This window comes from Mesorhizobium sp. Z1-4 (genome assembly GCF_004000235.1).
Lineage (GTDB): Bacteria > Pseudomonadota > Alphaproteobacteria > Rhizobiales > Rhizobiaceae > RCIO01.
On record NZ_RCIO01000003.1, the window covers coordinates 70,057 to 88,427 of the forward strand.

The following is an 18,371-nucleotide window of genomic DNA, read 5'->3' on the forward strand; positions in this document are numbered from 1 at the left end:
GCATGGCAGACATCAGAAGCAATTTCGTCGGAATCAAATCGCCAAACCCGTTCTGGCTGGCTTCGGCGCCGCCGACCGACAAGGCATACAACGTCATTCGCGCCTTCCAGGCCGGCTGGGGCGGTGTGGTGTGGAAGACGCTCGGCGAGGAGGGCCCGCCGGTCGTCAATGTCAACGGTCCGCGCTACGGCGCGATCTACGGCGCAGACCGCCGGCTGCTCGGGCTGAACAATATCGAGTTGATCACCGACCGCGAGTTGCAGACCAATCTGCGCGAAATCAAGCAGGTCAAGAAGGACTGGCCGGACCGCGCGATCGTAGTTTCGCTGATGGTGCCGTGCGAGGAGGAGAGCTGGAAGGCGATTCTCCCGGTGGTGGAAGAGACCGGGGCGGACGGCATCGAGCTCAATTTTGGCTGCCCGCACGGCATGAGCGAGCGCGGCATGGGATCGGCGGTCGGCCAGGTGCCCGAATATGTCGAGATGGTCGTGCGCTGGTGCAAGGCCAATACGCGCATGCCGGTCATCACCAAGCTGACGCCGAACATCACCGATATCCGCAAGCCGGCCCGCGCCGCGCATGCCGGCGGCACCGATGCGGTTTCGCTGATCAATACGATCAACTCCATCACTTCGGTCGATCTCGACAATTTTGCGCCGCAGCCCACCATCGACGGCAAGGGCACGCATGGCGGTTATTGCGGGCCGGCGGTGAAACCGATCGCCATGTCCATGGTGTCGGAGATCGCGCGCGATGCGGAAACGCAGGGGCTGCCGATCTCGGGCATCGGCGGCATCACCACCTGGCGCGACGCGGCCGAGTTCATGGCGCTCGGGGCCGGCAATGTGCAGGTCTGCACCGCTGTCATGACCTATGGCTTCAAGATCGTGCAGGAGATGATCTCGGGCCTCTCGAACTGGATGGACGAGAAAGGCCACAAGAACCTCGACCACATCGTCGGGCGCGCCGTGCCCAACGTGACCGACTGGCAGTTTCTCAACCTCAATTACATTACCAAGGCGCGCATCGATCAGGACCTCTGCATCAAATGCGGCCGCTGCTACATCGCCTGCGAGGATACCTCGCATCAGGCGATCGCCAACACCATAGACGGCCAGCGCGGCTTCGAGGTGATCGATGCCGAATGTGTGGCGTGCAATCTGTGCGTGGACGTGTGTCCGGTGGAGGGCTGCATCACCATGGAAGAGCTGCAGCCGGGTGCGGTCGACGAGCGTACCGGCAAGGTGGTCGAAGCGGATTACGCAAACTGGACGACACATCCGAACAATCCGATGGCTAAAGTCGCTGCGGAGTAATGCTGGGGAGGCAGAATTGAAGAGAACGACTTTTGCGGCCGCCGGGCTGCTTTCGGCAGTCGCGTTTGGCGCTCAGGCGGCGGAAACGACAGTCAACATCGCAACCGACAAGGGAACGGTCGTCGGCGTCCTGGAAACGCCCGACGGCGTGAGCGGGGCACCTGTGGTGCTGTTGCTGCACGGCTTCACCGGGACGCGTGACGAACTGCCGGTCGCGGGCACGGAGGAAGGGGTGTTTTCGCGCAGTGCCCGTCTTCTGGCGGAGGCGGGCTATGCCAGCCTGCGCATCGATTTCCGCGGCTCGGGAGAGAGCGAAGGCAAGTGGGAAGACACCACCTTCAGCGGTCAGATCGCAGATGCAGTTGCAACGATCGACTGGCTGAAGGTGCACGCCGATGTCGACGGCTCGAAGCTGGCCATCATCGGATGGTCGCAGGGCGGACTTGTCGGCGCACATGCCGCTGCCGCGCGGGAGGATGACGTCGACGCTCTGGTCTTGTGGGCGCCGGCGGTGTTTCCGCTGCATAATTTCGAGCCGATGGTCGGCGCCGAAACACTCGCAAAGGCGCTGAAGGCGCAGGCCGATACGCCCTTCACCTTCACGTTGCCCTGGGGTGCGGAAACGACACTCAATGCGGGCTTCTTCCACGAACTCGCGACCACAAGCACGGTGGGCGCTGTGTCAGACTATGACGGTCCGCTCAAGGTGATTGTGGGTACGCGCGACGATGTGGTCTGGCCGCAGCCCGCGCTGGGCGAAGTTCTGATGACCTATCATGACGGCGAGGAATCCCTGGCAGTTATCGATTCCGACCATGTCTGGAATGCATTCGTCGGCCCCCAGACGATCGACGAAGAGATGGTTCCCATGTCGGTGGAATGGATTGCCGGGCATCTCGATTAGCCGGCGGCGCAAGTCGCTGCCGTATGGTTCCTCCCTGACCGGGCGGGTTCGCATCGTTGGTTCAGTCTGCGGACCCGCCCGTGTCTGACACGCTCACAAGAGACCTACATGCGGTCGGCAGCGAAAAGCTGCTGGCGCATCTGGCCATGCTGCTGTTTGCGGCGCTGGTTTCGGGCTCCTATTCGCTGGGCGCGATTGCGGCGCCTCACCTCGGGCCCTCGGCGATCAATGCTGTTCGGTTCGCCGTCGCCGTCGCGCTGATGGCGGCGGCGGGCATGCTGCTGCTGCGCGGCGGGCTCCGCGTGGCGGGCAGTCCCTGGCGCTTTGCATTGCTCGGCGCACTGATGGCTGTGTTTTTCGTCACCATGTTCGTCGCCTTGCGGCTGACGACGCCGGTTTCGACGGGCGCAGTGTTCACGCTCATGCCCGTTCTGGCAGCTGTCTTCGGTTACCTGTTTCTCGGGCAGGTGCCGCGCGCGCTGGTGGTGGTGTCGCTGGTCATCGCGGGCTGCGGTGCGGTGTGGGTGATCTTCGGCGGAGATCTGGATGCGCTGCTCGGGTTCCGGATCGGGCAGGGCGAGCTGATTTTTATCGCCGGGGTTGCCTGCCACGCGGCCTATGCGCCGCTGGTGAAGAAGTTCAACCGCGGCGACCCCGTGCTGGCCTTCACCTTCTGGACGCTTGTGGCAACCGGGCTGTGGATTGCGCTTTGGGGTGCGGGCGAGATTGCCGCCACCGACTGGGTTTCGCTGCCGGCGGTGGTCTGGGTCGTGATCGCCTATCTTTCCATATTCACTACCGCTGGCACGTTTTTCCTGCTGCAGTTCGCGGCTCTGCGCATTCCCGCCGCCAAGGTGCTGGCCTACAACTACCTCACGCCGTCATTCGTCATTCTCTTCGAGGGGCTGCTGGGCCATGGCTGGGCGCCGCTCAGCATCGCCGCTGGCGCTGCCCTGACGGTATTGGGTCTCATCGTTCTCGCACTGGCGCCGGACGGCTAACCGCTCTCCGAGCCGGGTCGCTGGATCAACCGGCCGTCGGCATTGTCTCTATCGTGGATAATTATTATCGATGATAGAGACACTTAGACTGGGAACTCGACGATGAAACTGAACGAAGGCGTTGAAGCTGCAATTCACTGCGCGGCAGCTCTTGCGGGTGCAGATGGAGACGCAACGCTGCCGGCCAGCGCGCTGGCAACGCAGTTCGGCCTCTCGCCGAGCTATCTTCTCAAGCACCTGCAGGCGCTGTCGGCTGCCGGCATTCTGGAATCCGTACCCGGCCCGGCGGGCGGCTACCGGCTCGCCCGGCCCGCAGACCGGATTACGCTGTTCGACATTGTTGTTGCCGTCGAAGGCCCGCAGCCGGGCTTTCGCTGCATGGAGATACGCCGCCGCGGGCCCGCGCCGCTTCCAGCGTCCGCATACCCGAAACCCTGCGGCATCAACGCGGCGATGCTGCGCGCGGAAGCTGCGTACCGGGCAGCGCTCCGCCGCGAAAAGCTTAGCGACATCGTCGATGAGTTCGTGGTCGGCGCGGATCCGCGGGTGGTCGAACGGGCCTGCGCCTTTGCGGCCCGCAACCAGCGTCCCCAGAAACCCTCCAACAATCAGCGAGGAAAGGAGCGGAGATGACACCGCGATTGAACTTTTACGAAAAGGCGCCCGACCTGATGAAACGGGTAATGGCGCTCAACACCGCCGTCAACGAATGCGGTCTGGAACCGAGCCTGCTGCACCTGATCAAGCTACGTGCGTCGCAGATCAATGGGTGTTCCTACTGCGTCGACATGCACAGCAACGAGGCGCGCGAGGACGGAGAGAGTGAACAGCGGCTTTATCTCGTTGCCGCCTGGAAGGAATCGCCGCTCTTTTCCGAACGCGAACGTGCCGCCCTTGCCTGGGTCGAGGCAGTGACACTGATCGCCGGCGAAGGCGTGAGTGACGGGCTGTACAAGGCCGCGCTGGCGCATTTCTCCGAGGAGGAACTTTCGAAACTCACCGTCGCGGTCGGCATGATCAATATCTGGAACAGGCTTTGCGTGTCGTTTCATGCCATTCACCCGGTCAGGCAGGCATAGGCCGCACCATGGGCGGTCCGTGCGGGCCCAGCCGACCTTAGGTTCGCTGCCCGGTCAGGGCCGCAATCCCTCGAGGAACAGCTGCTCAAGAAACCGCGCAGCGTCGTCAAAGCGGCCATCGCCGCCGCGGTCCGGGCCCAGCACCGCGCGCACCTGCACATCGAAATCGGCGTAGTGCTGGGTTGTTGCCCAGATCGCGAAAATCAGGTGCCTGGGGTCGGTCTGGGCAATCTTGCCGTCGCGCATCCAGCCCTTGATGATGTGCGCCTTTTCATCGACCAGCGATTTCAGCTGGTCCTCGAGCAGCGGCATGATGCGCGGCGCGCCCTGAAGAATTTCGTTGGCAAAGAGGCGGCTTTCACGCGGGTAGTCGCGTGCCATCTCCAGCTTGCGGCGGATATAGGCCCTCAACTCCGTCATCGGGTCGCCGATATCGTCGATCTCGTGCAGCGGCGCCAGCCAGGTCTCCAGCAGGCGCTCGATGAGCGTGGTGTGAATGTCTTCCTTGGATTTGAAATAATAGAGCAGATTGGGCTTCGACATGCCCGCCGCATCTGCGATCTGGTCGATTGTCGAGCCGCGGAACCCGTTGGTGGAGAATACATCGAGCGCGGCGTCCAGTATCAACTCGCGCTTCTGAACCTGGATGCGGGTGGTGCGGGGTTTGGCTGCTGCGTCCATAGCCGGCCTAGATGATGACCACCACGTTCGCACCACGCTGGACCAAACTCTTGGACCAGAGGTTCCGAACATGTGGAGCGCTCTTCACGCGTTGCAAATCCCCTACTATTCGCTTGACCGCCATAGTGGCGATGCTAACGTTTGTCCAATCGGTCAAAAATTGCGTATCACAGATATGCGCCGAAAACCAAGCGTTGGCCGCAATAATGCAGGGGTTTGAAGAAAGGCTTGGTCATGTCAAACAGGCTCAAGGTAGCGCCTAACGATCTCAATGCATTCTGGATGCCGTTCACGGCAAACAGGCAGTTCAAGCAGACGCCGCGCATGCTCGTCGGCGCCAAGGACATGCACTATACCACCAGCGACGGGCGCCAGGTGCTCGACGGCACGGCGGGACTGTGGTGCGTGAATGCCGGCCACTGCCGGCCGAAGATCACTCAGGCGATCCAGGAGCAGGCGGGTGAGCTCGACTACGCCCCGGCGTTCCAGATGGGCCACCCAATCGCATTCGAGTTCGCCAACCGGCTTGTCGAGATCGCGCCGGAGGGCATGGACCATGTCTTCTTCACCAATTCGGGCTCTGAGTCCGTCGATACCGCGCTCAAGATGGCACTTGCCTATCACCGCGCCCGCGGCGAGGGCTCGCGCACACGGTTGATCGGCCGCGAACGCGGCTATCACGGCGTCAATTTCGGTGGCATCTCGGTGGGCGGCATCGTCGCCAACCGCAAGATGTTCGGTAACATGCTGACCGGCGTCGACCATCTGTCGCATACGCATCTGCCGGCGAAGAATGCATTTACGCGCGGCGTGCCCGAGCATGGCGCTGATCTGGCGGACGAACTGGAGCGTATCGTCACGTTGCACGACGCCTCGACGATTGCGGCGGTGATTGTGGAACCTGTCGCCGGATCGACCGGCGTGCTCATTCCGCCGAAGGGCTATCTGCAGCGGCTGCGCAATATCTGCGACAAGCATGGCATTTTGCTGATTTTCGACGAGGTCATCACCGGCTTCGGCCGTCTGGGAACTCCGTTCGCTGCCGACTATTTCGGCGTCATTCCCGACATCATGACCACTGCCAAGGGCGTGACCAACGGTGTAATCCCTATGGGTGCGGTGTTCGTGAAGTCGGAAATCCACGACGCGTTCATGAACGGCCCCGAGCACATGATCGAGTTCTTCCACGGCTACACCTATTCGGGCAATCCGATTGCGTGTGCCGCCGGTCTCGGCACGCTTGAGACCTACAAGGAAGAGGGCCTGCTCACGCGCGGCGCAGAGCTCGCTCCCGTGTGGGAAGACGCGCTTCACTCGCTCAGGGGGGAGCCGCATGTGATCGACGTGCGCAATATCGGCCTGGTGGGCGCGGTGGAACTGGAGCCGATCGCCGGGCAGCCGACGAAGCGCGCTTTCTCGGCCTTCCTCAAAGCATATGAGCGCGGAGCGCTCATCCGCACGACCGGCGACATCATTGCCATGTCGCCGCCGCTGATCATCTCGAAGGAGCAGATCGCGGAGTTGATCGACCACGTGCGCGAAGTGTTGAGATCAATCGACTAGGAGAACTGATGGCAGCCCCCGGCGAGAACCTTCGTATAAATGCAGACCGTCTCTGGGACACACTCATGGAGATGGCCAAGATCGGACCGGGGATTGCCGGCGGCAACAACCGCCAGACCCTGACCGACGAAGACGGTGAGGGCCGGGCGCTCTTCAAAAAATGGTGCGAGGACGCGGGGCTCGAAATGGGCCTCGACGAGATGGGCACCATGTTTGCGCGCCGGGAGGGCACAGATCCCGACGCGCTTCCCGTCTATGTCGGGTCGCATCTCGATACGCAGCCGACCGGCGGCAAATATGACGGCGTTCTCGGTGTGCTCGGCGGCCTGGAAATCATCCGCACGCTCAACGATCTCGGCATCAAGACCAAGCACCCCATCGTCGTCACCAACTGGACCAACGAAGAGGGCACGCGCTTTGCACCGGCCATGCTTGCTTCGGGCGTGTTTGCCGGCAAACACACGCTTGACTGGGCCTATGACCGCGAGGATGCCAAGGGCAAGAAGTTCGGCGACGAGCTGAAGCGCATAGGCTGGCTGGGAGATGAAAAGGTCGGCGCACGCAAGATGCACGCTTTCTTCGAGCTGCACATCGAGCAGGGACCGATCCTCGAAGCCGAGGGCATCGATATCGGCGTCGTGACGCACGGCCAGGGGCTGCGCTGGATCGAATGCACGGTGACCGGCAAGGAAAGTCACACCGGTTCGACGCCGATGCACATGCGCAGGAATGCCGGGCGCGGGCTGGCGCAGATCACCGAACTTGTGCACGAGATCGCGATGAAACATCAGCCCAACGCGGTGGGCGCGATCGGGCATGTCGATGTCTACCCCAACTCGCGCAACATCATCCCGGGCAAGGTGGTCTTCACCATCGATTTCCGCTCGCATCTGATCTATGTGCTTAATGCGATGCTGGATGAATTCAACGAGAAGGCGCCGAAGCTGTGCGAAGCGATCGGCGTCCAGTTCGAAAGCAAGATCGTCGGTCAGTTCGACCCACCGGCCTTCGACGAGAATTGCGTGAAGGCGGTGCGGGATGCGGCGGAGCGGCTCGGCTACTCACATCGCGACATCGTGTCGGGCGCGGGGCACGACGCCTGCTGGATCAACGACGTTGCGCCGACCGCGATGGTGATGTGCCCCTGTGTCGACGGGCTGTCGCACAACGAAGCGGAAGAGATTTCCAAGGAGTGGGCGAGCGCCGGCGCAGACGTTTTGATGCATGCGGTGATCGAGACCGCGGAGATCGTGGAGTGATGCTCCTCAAGGTCTACCTGCCCCTTGCAGTTCTGGCGCTCGCGGGTCTGATGTTCGCGCTTGAACTCAAACTCGTTCTGGCGCCTCTCACGATGCTGGTCGTATCGCCGTACTGGCTGGCCATGGCATTCGGGGTGTTCCTGACCGTCAAATACAATTTCATCATCGGGGCAGTGGCAGCTGGTGCAATCACCCTGGCGCTTGTTTTTGCAATCGATCCGCGCGGCATGAATTTCGAAACGGTCGCAACGGCATTGTTCGCGCCTTTTGTGCCGCTGGCGATTGTTCAGCTTGTCGCGGCGCCATTCCGATTGGGGGTCGCAAGCGGGCAATAATTTCGATCCGCTGGAACAGCGTTCTACGTCGGGTCGAGCAACTAAAGCAGTGGGAGTTCCGGAATGTCCAAAGTCATCAAGAACGGCACTATCGTCACCGCCGACCGCACATGGAAGGCGGATGTGCTGATCAAGCACGGCAAGATCGTGGGGATCGGCCCGGACCTGCACGCCGACCATGAGATCGATGCGACCGGCTGCTACGTGATGCCGGGCGGCATCGACCCGCATACCCATCTCGAAATGCCGTTCATGGGTACCTATTCCTCGGACGATTTCGAGAGCGGCACGCGCGCCGCCCTTTCCGGCGGTACGACCACGGTGATCGATTTCTGCCTGGGCGATCCCGGCGGATCGCTGCTCGATGCGATCAAGCGCTGGGACAACAAGTCGACCCGTGCCTGCTGCGACTATTCCTTCCACATGGCGATCACCTGGTGGGGCGAACAGGTATTCAACGAGATGCCCGAAGTCATCGAACGGGGCATCACCTCCTTCAAGCACTTCATGGCCTACAAGGGCGCGCTGATGGTGAATGACGACGAGATGTATTCGTCGTTCCAGCGCTGCGCCGAACTCGGTGGTTTGCCGATGGTTCACGCCGAAAACGGCGATGTGGTCGCGCAGATGCAGGCGAAGCTTCTTGCCGAAGGCAATGACGGGCCCGAAGCGCATGCCTTCTCCCGCCCGCCGGAAGTCGAAGGCGAGGCCACCAACCGTGCGATCATGATCGCCGACATGGCGGGCGTGCCGCTCTATGTCGTGCACACCTCCTGCGAGCAGAGCCACGAGGCGATCCGCCGGGCGCGGCAGAAGGGCATGCGCGTTTATGGCGAGCCGCTGGTGCAGCACCTGGTGCTGGACGAGAGCGAATACTCCAATCCCGACTGGGACCATGCCGCGCGGCGCGTGATGAGCCCGCCGTTCCGCAACAAGCAGCATCAGGATTCGCTGTGGGCCGGGCTTGCCGCCGGTTCGCTGCAGGTGGTGGCAACCGACCATTGCGCCTTCACCACGGAACAGAAGCGCTACGGCGTCGGCGACTTCACCAAGATCCCGAATGGCACCGGCGGCCTCGAAGACCGTATGCCGGTGCTGTGGACCTATGGTGTGGGCACCGGGCGGCTGACGATGAACGAGTTCGTCGCCGTCACGTCCACCAATACAGCCAAGATCTTCGGCCTTTATCCGAGGAAAGGTGCGATCGTGGAAGGCGCGGACGCCGATATCGTGGTCTGGGATCCGGAAAAGAAGAAGACCATTTCGGCCAAGAACCAGCAGTCGGCGATCGACTACAACGTCTTCGAAGGCATCGAGGTCAAAGGCCTGCCGAAATATGTTCTGACGCGCGGCGAGATCGCAGTCGACAATTTCGAAGTCAAGGCGCAGCCCGGCCATGGCGAGTTCGTTCCGCGCGAAGCGAGCGGGCCCGTCAGCAAGGCATTGTCGCAGTGGAAGGAAGTCGTCGCACCGCGCAAGGTGGAACGTACCGGAATTCCGGCGTCGGGGGTGTAATTGACCCAAACGCAAATCGCCATATCGGCAGCGATACTGCTCAATGACCGCGACGAGATGCTTCTCGTGAGAAAGCGCGGCACCCGGGCATTCATGCAGCCTGGCGGTAAGATCGATGCGGGTGAAACGCCATCGGAAGCACTGACGCGGGAACTGCAGGAAGAAATTGCGCTTCACGCCGAGGCGGACAGTATGAAGTTCCTCGGAATCTATTCCGAGGTTGCGGCAAACGAACCCGACGCAAATGTGGTTGCGCATACGTTTGCCATGCGCGTCGCCGGACCGGTGACGCCGGCAGCCGAGATCGAGGATGCGCGTTGGGTAGAGGTGGGCATCGAGACCGGGCTTGAGCTCGCGCCGCTTACGAAGAACCGGATGTTTCCGCTGGCGCGAAAGTTCTTGGATGAAAGCGGCGCAGTTGCGGGTGCCGGCGGATAGAAACGGATAGGGCAAGGGGACATATGAACGCGCCAGCCAGCACCGTCATGCCAGCGAGCAAGGAAACGCCGACCGTCGTGGAGGCTGCAGACCTTTCGCTGACGTTCCAGACCAATGACGGGCCGGTGCACGCGCTTTCCGATGTTGGCCTGACGATCGGCAAGGGCGAGTTTGTCTCTTTCATCGGCCCGTCCGGCTGCGGCAAGACGACCTTTTTGCGCGTCATAGCCGACCTCGAACAGCCGACCGCCGGCCGTATCTCCGTCAACGGGATGACTCCGTCGCAGGCGCGGGAAAACCGTGCCTATGGCTATGTTTTCCAGGCAGCCGCCCTTTATCCGTGGCGTACCATCGAGCGCAACGTTGCGCTGCCGCTCGAGATCATGGGTCTGTCGAAAACCGAGCAGCGTTCGCGTGTGGCAGCCACGCTGGAGCTGGTGAACCTGACCGGCTTCGAAAAGAAGTTTCCCTGGCAGCTTTCGGGCGGCATGCAGCAGCGCGCATCAATTGCGCGCGCGCTTGCATTCGATGCCGACCTGCTCCTGATGGACGAACCTTTCGGCGCGCTCGACGAGATCGTGCGCGATCATCTTAACGAGCAGCTTCTTGAGCTTTGGGCGCGCACCCAAAAGACGATCTGCTTCGTTACCCATTCCATTCCCGAGGCGGTTTATCTGTCGACAAAGATCGTTGTCATGAGCCCGCGGCCGGGGCGCGTGACGGACGTGATCGAATCGACTTTGCCGGCGGAGCGGCCGCTGGACATCCGCGAGACGCCGGAATTCCTCACCATTGCGGCGCGCGTGCGCGATGGTCTGAGGGCAGGGCACAGCTATGACGATTGAGTGCGCTCAGGGGAGGCTGCCCGCAATCCGCCCTGCGACGGCGGCCGATCTGCCGGCATGCGCGGTGATCATCAACGATTACATCGACCAGACCGAGTGGCTGTCGCGCACCAAATCGCGCGACGAGCTTGCCGGCTTCTTTACGCCCGAGCTTTTGCAGAAGCGCACCGTGCTCGTTGCCGATGTGGGCGGCGAAATTGCAGCTTATGTCTCCGTTGCGGACGGCTTTCTGTATGCGATCTACATCGCACCCGGCTATCGCCGGAGCGGGCTGGGCAAAATGCTGCTGGATGAGCTGAAGCTGCAATATCCGGCGCAGCTCGAACTTACCGTCTTCGAGCTCAACGTGGCTGCCAGGCGGTTCTACGAACGCGAGGGTTTTCACGAGGTGCCCGAACGGCGCGACGACGACACCGAGGAGGGCGTGCCGACCCTTCTCATGCGCTGGCGGAGCGCGGCATGAGCAGGTACCTCCCGGTTCTCACCATCCTCGCTGGCATCGTGGTGGTCTGGTATCTCGGCGCCTATTTCATGAACGCGCCGTTTCAGCGCAACCTGAATGAGCGCACCGGCACGGAAACCACATTTACCGAGTTTGTCGGACAGACCATGTCGCAGCCGAAGCCGACACTGCCGGCGCCGCACCAGGTGGCGGTGAACTTCTTTGAAAACACGTTCCTGCGCAAAGTGACCAGCGGGCGCAGCCTCGTCTACCACTCCTGGGTGACGCTTTCGTCGACGTTGCTGGGCTTTCTGTTCGGCACCGTGCTGGGCATTCTGATCGCTGTCGGCATCGTACACGTGCTGGCGCTCGACCGCAGCCTGATGCCGTGGATCATTGCCTCGCAGACCATCCCCATTCTGGCGCTGGCGCCGATGATCGTGGTGGTGTTGGCGGCGGTCGGGCTGACAGGGCTGATCCCCAAGGCCTTGATATCGACCTATCTGTCATTTTTCCCGGTGGCCGTTGGCATGGTGAAGGGCCTGCGGTCGCCCGAAACCGCCTATCTCGATCTGATGCACACCTACAATGCCAGTCGCGCAAACGTGTTCTGGAAGCTCCGGTTGCCGGCATCGGTGCCGTTTCTGTTCGCTTCGATGAAGGTGGCCGTCGCGGCGAGCCTTGTCGGAGCGATTGTGGGCGAGTTGCCGACCGGCGCCGTGGCGGGTATCGGCGCCAAGCTTCTCGGCGGCGCCTATTACAGCCAGACGATCGACATTTTTGCAGCGCTGGTCGCGGGTTCGGTGGTCGCGGTTCTGCTCGTGACCACGGTCGGCGCCGTCGGGCGGATGACGGAGCGCGCCATGGGGGTGAGGCCGGCATGACGCGTTTGCGCCCCTCCTGGCAGGTTATGCTCGCGTCGCTTGCTGCGCTGGCGGCGCTGATCGCGCTGCCCGCGGCCGGCGGCACGGCGTCGATGGCCGGCAGCGGCTTCGCCTTGTCGGCCGTCATTTTGCTGCTTGCCGGTGCGCTTGTGGCCAGCCTGCGGCCGGGGCCGCTTGTTTCTGCGATCGCGCTGTTCGTCGCCGCCCACGGAACCGCGTGGATGCTGATCAACGGCATAGCGGGCGGCGAAGGTACGGCCGGAACGGCATACTTCCTCCTGCTGATCGCGGCCTGGCTGCTCGCCTGGCAACTCGTGACCGTGCTTTCGGCGATGCGTCCGGCCGGAAAGCTGCCGGACTACGCCATCAGGCTCATTGTGCCGGCGCTGTTCGGAATATGGATTCTGATCATGTGGGAGGCCATCGTGCGCGGCGCCGGCGTGCCGTTCGTGCTGCTGCCGCCGCCGAGCGCTATCGGCGCGCGGCTGGCCAATTCGATCCCGATCCTTGCCGCCGACGTCAATCAGACCATCTTCAAGGCCGTGCTGTCAGGCTATATCATGGGCTGCGGTGCGGGCTTTGTTGTTGCGGTGCTGGCCGACCGTTTCCTGTTTCTGCGGCGCGGGCTGCTGCCCATCGGCAATATGGTTTCGGCGCTGCCCATCATCGGCATCGCGCCGATCATGGTCATGTGGTTCGGGTTCGACTGGCAGTCGAAGGCTGCGGTCGTCGTTGTGATGACGTTCTTCCCGATGCTGGTGAACACTGTCGCGGGACTCGCCGCTTCCGGCAGCATGGAACGCGACCTGATGCGCACCTATGCCTCCAGCTACTGGCAGACACTGTTGAAGCTCCGGCTGCCGGCGGCGGCGCCATTCATCTTCAATGCACTCAAGATCAACTCCACGCTGGCGCTGATTGGCGCTATCGTTGCGGAATTCTTCGGCACACCGGTGGTGGGTATGGGGTTCCGCATCTCGACCGAAGTCGGACGCATGAATGTCGACATGGTTTGGGCGGAAATCGCGGTCGCCGCACTCGCCGGTTCCGTCTTCTATGGCGTGATTGCTCTCGCAGAAAGAGCGGTCACGTTCTGGCACCCGTCTATCCGTGGTGGATAGGCCAACTTCAGAGGGTAAGTATGATGAAAAAACTTATGATTTCAGCTTTGGCAGGTGCATTCTCACTGGCCGCAGCGCAGGCGCTTGCCGCCGATGAGGTGACGCTGCAGCTTAAATGGGTCGCGCAGGCTCAGTTTGCCGGCTATTTCGTCGCCAAGGACAAGGGCTTCTATACCGAGGAAGACCTTGATGTGACGATCAATCCGGGCGGTCCGGATATCGCGCCGGAGCAGGTGATCGCCGGCGGCGGCGCCGACGTGATCGTGACCTGGATGGCGGGTGCGCTTTCCGCGCGCGACAAGGGCGTGCCGCTGGTCAATATCGCGCAGCCCTACAAGAACGCCGGCATGCAGCTTGTGTGCCCGAAAGACGGACCGGTCCAGACCGTCGAGGACTTCCCGGGACACACGCTCGGTGTCTGGTTCTTCGGTAACGAGTACCCGTTCTATGCCTGGATGAACAAGCTCGGCTATTCGACCGAGGGCGGCGACAATGGCGTGACCGTGCTGAAGCAGAGCTTCGACGTGCAACCGCTGATCCAGAAGCAGGCGGATTGCATCTCGGTCATGACCTACAATGAGTACTGGCAGCTCATCGATGCCGGCTACCAGGCCGACGACCTGATCGTTTTCAACTATTCGGCGCTGGACGTCGACCTGCTTGAAGACGGTCTCTATGCGATGGAAGGTGACCTTGCCGACCCCGCATTCAAGGACAAGATGGTGCGTTTCGTGCGCGCTTCCATGAAGGGCTGGGAGTATGCAATCGCCAATCCCGAGGAAGCTGCCTCGATCGTCATGGACAATGGCGGCCAGGATGAAAACCACCAGGTCCGCATGATGGGCGAGGTGGCCAAGCTGATCGGCGAGCCGGACGCGAAGCTGCCGGTCGACGCCTATGAGCGCACCGCCGATGCCGTGCTCAAGCAGGGCATCATCGAGAAAGAGCCGTCAGGCGCCTGGACGTCGGACATCACAGACGCGATGTAAAATTCCGGAATGCCGGAAGCTGAAAGGGGCGGGCAACCGCCCCTTTCTTTATTGGAGAGCCATGCGCCGGTGCTCGGCAGCACGGAATGCGCCGGGCGTCGTGCCTACCGCACGGCGGAAGAAGCGGTTGAAATAGGCCGGGTCGGCAAAACCCAGGGCATATGCGATCTTGTTGACCGGGGTCGGCGAAAAGACGAGATCGCGCTGCGCCGCCTCCACGAGGCGCTGCGTCAGCAGTCCCTGCACCGAAAGTCCGGTTTCAGCGCGCGCTACGCGGTTGAGATGGGTGGGGGTGATGCCCAGCCGCTCGGCGTAAAAGGTTACCGGCCGGTGCTGGCGGTAATGCGCGCCGACGAGGGCCATCAGGTCGTCGATGCGCTGCGCGCGTGCGCCGCTTGCCTGCGAATTCTGCGGATTGCTCGCGATAGCCGCGCGCGCGAGGCTGACGATCGCCTGCGTCATCAGTGCTTCCAGCATGGCCAGCCGCCCGGCGGCGGGCGCGGCGAGCTCCGCCTCCAGTGCTTTCAATGCCCGAATTGCCGCCGCACCTGCCGGCGATACGAGCGGCACAGCGCGCATATGCGAAACGAATTCCGCCACGCGCCGGTCTCCCGCCGCGACGGCCTTCAGCTTGTCCGCCAGGGCGGTAATCACCACTCCGTCAACGTCGCGGGCGAAGCTGAAGCCATGCACCGCGTCGGGTGGGATCAGCAGCGCGCACGGCGCTTCGATGCGCCCGATCCTGTCGTTGCCGCCAACTTCGCCGCTGCCCGCCGTGAGCAGGAAAAGCTGGAACAGCGTGTCGTGCCGGTGCAGCGTGATCTCGTAATTGTGCAGCGAAGTGCGTTCGGGGATCGTCTCGCAATGCAGCCAGAAATCCCCGGTTTCTCCACGTTCCTCGCGGTATAGACGATAGTTCGGAACCCGATTGCGATGTTTGTCCATGTTCCATTAGTGCAATCGAATGACGGAATTGTCCATTGCCGCGCGCGGGTGATCGCCGCAAGCTGGTAATTCCCGGGTCGCAGAGGAGGGCGGTTTGCGGACGCAAGTCGCGATTATTGGTTCCGGTCCGTCGGGGCTGCTTCTGGGGCAGCTTTTGACAGACGCCGGCATCGACAATGTCATTCTGGAGCGCGTCTCGAAAGATTACGTGCTTGGCCGGGTGCGGGCCGGCGTGCTCGAGGAGGGCATGGTCGCCATGCTGGACGAGGCAGGTGCGGGCGAGCGCATGCACGCCGAAGGCTTGCCGCATGACGGGTTCGATGTCGCGTTCGATGGCGCCCATCACCGCATCGACCTGCATGGCCTGACCGGCGGCAAGCGCGTCATGGTCTATGGGCAGACAGAGGTGACCCGCGATCTGATGGACAGGCGCGAGGCGACCGGCGGCACTTCCATCTACGAAGCCGCGAATGTGAGCCCGCAGGGCTTCGATGGCGACGCGCCCTTTGTAACGTTCGAGCACGGCGGCAAGGAACAGCGGCTCGACTGCGATTTCATCGCCGGCTGCGACGGTTTTCACGGCATCTCGCGCAAATCAGTGCCTGCCGACGCGATCACCAATTACGAGCGTGTCTATCCGTTCGGCTGGATGGGCATCCTGGCCGAGGTCGAGCCGGTCAGCCATGAGCTGATCTACGCCAACCACCCGCGCGGTTTCGCGCTGTGCTCGATGCGGTCGATGACGCGCAGCCGCTATTACGTGCAGTGCTCGCTGGACGACAGGGTGGAAAACTGGAGCGACGAGCGTTTCTGGGACGAGATACGCCGGCGATTGCCCGCCGATGTTGCGGAGCGCATGAAGACCACTCCATCATTCGAAAAATCCATCGCGCCGCTGCGCTCCTTCGTGGCTGAGCCCATGCGTTTCGGGCGGCTGTTTCTGGTAGGCGATGCGGCGCACATCGTGCCGCCAACCGGGGCGAAGGGGCTCAACCTCGCCGCCAGCGACGTACGGTACCTCTTCGATGGGCTGCGCGAGCATTACGCCGAGAAATCCGATGCGGGCATCGATGCCTATTCGGCAAAGGCTTTGTCGCGCATTTGGAAAGCCGAGCGTTTTTCCTGGTGGATGACCACCACGCTGCACCGCTTTGACGAGCAGGGTGCGTTCGGCCAACGCATTCAGGAAGCCGAGCTCGACTACCTCATCAGCTCGCGCGCGGCCCGGACCGCGCTGGCCGAAAATTATGTCGGGTTGCCTTATTAGGCCGCCGCGTCAGGAGAAGCGAATGAGCAAGGAACGAAACGAACGCTACCGGCAGGGCATGCAGACACGCCGCGAGGTGCTGGGCGCTGCCTATGTCGACGGCAAGGAAGCAACCAAGACACCGCTCGACGAGCCATTTCAGGAACTCATCACCGAAGCCGCATGGGGGCACGTGTGGTCGCGCGGCACAATCAGCAAGCGCGAGCGCTCGATGATCACGCTGGCGCTGCTCGCCGGGCTCGGCAACTTCGAGGAGCTTGCGCTGCACACGCGCGCCACCGTGAACACCGGAGCCAGCCGCGACGACATCATGGAAGCGATGCTGCATGTGGCGATCTATGCCGGCGTGCCGCGCGCCAACCATGCCATGAAGGTCGTCAATCAGGTGTTCGAAGAACTCGATGGGGGCAGCGTATGAGCGTATTATCGAACAGCAAACCCGAAACGGGATCGTTCTTCCAGCGCGACCTGGGCTGGCACCCGCCAGCATTCGCGCCGCAATACAAGACCTCGGTGCTGCGCGCGCCGCAAAAAGCGCTGATTTCGCTCGACAACACGCTATCCGAAATCACCGGCCCGGTTTTCGGCCATAACATTCTGGGCGAGTTCGACAATGACCTGATCCACAACTTTGCCAAACCTGGCGAAAGCGCGATCGGACCGCGCATCATCGTTTACGGCCGCGTGCTCGACGAACGCGGCAAGGGTGTCGCCGGCGCGCTGCTTGAATTCTGGCAGGCCAATGCTGGCGGCCGCTACCGGCACAGGAAGGAAGGTTACATCGCGCCGCTCGACCCCAATTTCGGCGGCTGCGGCCGTACGATCACCGATGAGGAGGGCAATTACAGCTTCAGGACGATTCTGCCCGGGCCTTATCCCTGGCCGAACCGGGTGAACGATTGGCGGCCTTCGCATATCCATTTTTCGATATTCGGCCACGGCTTTGCGCAGCGGCTGATCACGCAAATGTATTTCGAGGGTGATCCGCTGATCTGGAAATGCCCGATCGTGGATACGATCCCCGGACGCGAGGCAATCGAGGGACTGGTCGCGGCGCTCGACATGGAAGCGACGCTGCCGATGGACGCGCGGGCCTACAAGTTCGACATCGTGCTGCGGGGACGGCGCTCCACCATGTTCGAAAACCGTCTGGAGGGAAGCTGAGATGGCGCAGCCGCTGGGCAGGTTGAAGGAATCGGCATCGCAGACCGCCGGGCCTTATGTGCATATCGGGCTGACGCCCAATTTCGCCGAGATAGAGGGCGTATACGAGGCCGACCTCGGCATATCGATGGTCAACGACAAGACCAGGGGCGAACGCATCACCGTCACCGGACAGATATTCGATGGCTCCGGCACAGCACTGAAAGACGCGATGGTGGAAATCTGGCAGGCGGATGCCGAGGGGCTCTACAACAGCCCGGCTGAAATGCGCGGCTCGGCCGATCCGAACTTCACCGGCTGGGGGCGCAGCCCGACCAATATGCAGGACGGCGAATTCCGCTTCGAGACGATCAAACCCGGGCGCGTTCCGTTTCGCGACGGGCGGCTGATGGCTCCGCACATCACCTTCTGGATCGTAGCGCGGGGCATCAATCTAGGGCTATCCACGCGCATGTATTTCGCCGATGAAGAAGCGGCGAATGCCGAGGACCCGGTGTTGGCTCGGATCGAACATCGCGTGAGGGTGCCCACTTTGCTGGCGCCGCGCGACGGAAACGGCTACCGTTTCGACATTCACCTGCAAGGTGACAAAGAAACTGTGTTTTTCGACATCTGAGCCGCGG

The 18,371-nt window shown here is 62.3% G+C and carries 21 protein-coding genes; 19 read left to right on the forward strand and 2 right to left on the reverse strand.

Features of this window, described 5'->3' with window-relative positions:
* The first annotated feature begins 2 nt into the window (after nt 1-2).
* From preA to EP165_RS11745, 5 genes are all read left to right on the forward strand, one after another.
* A complete protein-coding gene (gene preA / locus EP165_RS11725) occupies nt 3-1,316 on the forward strand; it encodes an NAD-dependent dihydropyrimidine dehydrogenase subunit PreA (protein WP_127522750.1) in 1,314 nt (437 codons plus the stop codon).
* A 16-nt stretch (nt 1,317-1,332) separates the two neighbouring features.
* Nucleotides 1,333-2,220 carry an alpha/beta hydrolase family protein gene (locus tag EP165_RS11730; RefSeq protein ID WP_127522752.1) on the forward strand — a complete coding sequence of 296 codons (888 nt, stop codon included), beginning with the start codon at nt 1,333-1,335 and terminating at the stop codon, nt 2,218-2,220.
* An 80-nt stretch (nt 2,221-2,300) separates the two neighbouring features.
* Nucleotides 2,301-3,221, forward strand: a complete 921-nt coding sequence (locus tag EP165_RS11735) for a DMT family transporter (RefSeq protein WP_245440117.1) — start codon at nt 2,301-2,303, stop codon at nt 3,219-3,221.
* 102 nt (nt 3,222-3,323) lie between these two features.
* A complete protein-coding gene (locus tag EP165_RS11740; RefSeq protein WP_127522754.1) occupies nt 3,324-3,854 on the forward strand; it encodes an RrF2 family transcriptional regulator in 531 nt (176 codons plus the stop codon).
* Nucleotides 3,851-4,300: a carboxymuconolactone decarboxylase family protein gene (locus EP165_RS11745; RefSeq protein WP_127522756.1), complete on the forward strand. Its 450-nt coding sequence runs from the start codon at nt 3,851-3,853 to the stop codon at nt 4,298-4,300. The genes EP165_RS11740 and EP165_RS11745 overlap by 4 nt, the downstream gene beginning before the upstream one ends.
* Nucleotides 4,301-4,354: 54 nt before the next feature.
* On the opposite strand, the gene EP165_RS11750 is transcribed toward EP165_RS11745, so the two are convergent.
* Nucleotides 4,355-4,981: a TetR family transcriptional regulator C-terminal domain-containing protein gene (locus EP165_RS11750; protein ID WP_127522758.1), complete on the reverse strand. Its 627-nt coding sequence runs from the start codon at nt 4,979-4,981 to the stop codon at nt 4,355-4,357.
* Between the two features lie 234 nt (nt 4,982-5,215).
* Between EP165_RS11750 and aptA the strand changes: the two genes are divergently transcribed.
* The 10 genes from aptA (at nt 5,216) to EP165_RS11800 (ending at nt 14,372) form a co-directional block, all read left to right on the forward strand.
* A complete protein-coding gene (gene aptA / locus EP165_RS11755; RefSeq protein ID WP_127522760.1) occupies nt 5,216-6,544 on the forward strand; it encodes an omega-aminotransferase AptA in 1,329 nt (442 codons plus the stop codon).
* An 8-nt stretch (nt 6,545-6,552) separates the two neighbouring features.
* Entirely contained in the window at nt 6,553-7,803 is a 1,251-nt protein-coding gene (locus tag EP165_RS11760; RefSeq protein ID WP_127522762.1) for a Zn-dependent hydrolase, read from the forward strand.
* A complete protein-coding gene (locus tag EP165_RS11765; protein ID WP_127522764.1) occupies nt 7,800-8,138 on the forward strand; it encodes a hypothetical protein in 339 nt (112 codons plus the stop codon). The genes EP165_RS11760 and EP165_RS11765 overlap by 4 nt, the downstream gene beginning before the upstream one ends.
* 63 nt (nt 8,139-8,201) lie before the next feature.
* A complete protein-coding gene (gene hydA, locus EP165_RS11770; protein ID WP_127522766.1) occupies nt 8,202-9,653 on the forward strand; it encodes a dihydropyrimidinase in 1,452 nt (483 codons plus the stop codon).
* Complete coding sequence (locus tag EP165_RS11775; protein WP_127522769.1) at nt 9,654-10,091, forward strand: NUDIX hydrolase; 438 nt, start codon at nt 9,654-9,656, stop codon at nt 10,089-10,091.
* Nucleotides 10,092-10,114: 23 nt separating this feature from the next.
* Entirely contained in the window at nt 10,115-10,936 is an 822-nt protein-coding gene (locus EP165_RS11780; RefSeq protein ID WP_245440118.1) for an ABC transporter ATP-binding protein, read from the forward strand.
* Nucleotides 10,926-11,399: a GNAT family N-acetyltransferase gene (locus EP165_RS11785; protein WP_127522771.1), complete on the forward strand. Its 474-nt coding sequence runs from the start codon at nt 10,926-10,928 to the stop codon at nt 11,397-11,399. Before EP165_RS11780 ends, EP165_RS11785 begins: the two co-directional genes overlap by 11 nt.
* Nucleotides 11,396-12,262 carry an ABC transporter permease gene (locus tag EP165_RS11790; RefSeq protein WP_127522773.1) on the forward strand — a complete coding sequence of 289 codons (867 nt, stop codon included), beginning with the start codon at nt 11,396-11,398 and terminating at the stop codon, nt 12,260-12,262. Before EP165_RS11785 ends, EP165_RS11790 begins: the two co-directional genes overlap by 4 nt.
* Nucleotides 12,259-13,383: an ABC transporter permease gene (locus EP165_RS11795; protein WP_127522775.1), complete on the forward strand. Its 1,125-nt coding sequence runs from the start codon at nt 12,259-12,261 to the stop codon at nt 13,381-13,383. The genes EP165_RS11790 and EP165_RS11795 overlap by 4 nt, the downstream gene beginning before the upstream one ends.
* Before the next feature lie 23 nt (nt 13,384-13,406).
* Nucleotides 13,407-14,372, forward strand: coding sequence for an ABC transporter substrate-binding protein (locus EP165_RS11800; RefSeq protein ID WP_127523509.1), 966 nt, complete (start codon nt 13,407-13,409; stop codon nt 14,370-14,372).
* 48 nt (nt 14,373-14,420) lie between these two features.
* Here EP165_RS11800 and EP165_RS11805 read toward each other — a convergent pair whose 3' ends face one another.
* Nucleotides 14,421-15,317: a helix-turn-helix domain-containing protein gene (locus tag EP165_RS11805; protein ID WP_127522777.1), complete on the reverse strand. Its 897-nt coding sequence runs from the start codon at nt 15,315-15,317 to the stop codon at nt 14,421-14,423.
* A 94-nt stretch (nt 15,318-15,411) separates the two neighbouring features.
* Here EP165_RS11805 and pobA point away from each other — a divergent pair, with 94 nt between their 5' ends.
* The 4 genes from pobA to pcaG are packed head-to-tail and all read left to right on the forward strand — an operon-like array spanning nt 15,412 to nt 18,364.
* Nucleotides 15,412-16,584 (forward strand): 4-hydroxybenzoate 3-monooxygenase, encoded by a 1,173-nt coding sequence (gene pobA, locus EP165_RS11810; RefSeq protein ID WP_127522779.1) that lies wholly within the window; start codon nt 15,412-15,414, stop codon nt 16,582-16,584.
* 22 nt (nt 16,585-16,606) lie between these two features.
* Nucleotides 16,607-17,002, forward strand: a complete 396-nt coding sequence (gene pcaC / locus EP165_RS11815; protein ID WP_127522781.1) for a 4-carboxymuconolactone decarboxylase — start codon at nt 16,607-16,609, stop codon at nt 17,000-17,002.
* Complete coding sequence (pcaH, locus tag EP165_RS11820; protein WP_127522784.1) at nt 16,999-17,748, forward strand: protocatechuate 3,4-dioxygenase subunit beta; 750 nt, start codon at nt 16,999-17,001, stop codon at nt 17,746-17,748. The genes pcaC and pcaH overlap by 4 nt, the downstream gene beginning before the upstream one ends.
* A gap of 1 nt (nt 17,749) precedes the next feature.
* On the forward strand, nt 17,750-18,364 hold the full coding sequence (gene pcaG, locus EP165_RS11825) for a protocatechuate 3,4-dioxygenase subunit alpha (protein WP_127522786.1): 615 nt from the start codon (nt 17,750-17,752) through the stop codon (nt 18,362-18,364).
* Nucleotides 18,365-18,371 lie beyond the last annotated feature (7 nt).